Annotated in this window: 1 protein-coding gene; it reads left to right on the top strand. The window is 66.4% G+C overall.

Going from position 1 to position 265, the window contains the following annotated elements; genetic code table 11:
- A partial coding sequence (locus ACLJNW_RS25710) for a FadR/GntR family transcriptional regulator (RefSeq protein ID WP_410961440.1) occupies positions 1-260 on the top strand: 260 nt, incomplete at its 5' end.
- Between the last annotated feature and the right edge of the window lie 5 nt (positions 261-265).

Raw genomic sequence — 265 nt, 5'->3', positions numbered from 1 at the left:
CCTTCCACCGGCGCCTGGTGAAGCTCACCTCGAACCCGATCTTCCTCAGCGTTTCCGAACAGATCGGCAGCGCCCTGGAACGCAGCGACAACCTGGTGCGCCGCCAGCCGGAATACGCCGAGGAGATCCTCCAGGAACACGACGCCATCCTCCGTGCGATCCGCCAGCACGACAGCGAGCGGGCGAGCCAGGCGATGCGCCAGCACATCCTCAACGAAGGCGCGCGCCTGAACATCGACCTGCGCTTGCCGCAGGTCTGATCGCC

The organism is Salmonella sp. SAL4457 (assembly GCF_046548235.1).
GTDB classification, from domain to species: Bacteria; Pseudomonadota; Gammaproteobacteria; order Enterobacterales; family Enterobacteriaceae; genus Salmonella; species Salmonella enterica.
This window is presented reverse-complemented; position numbering and strand designations above follow the sequence as displayed.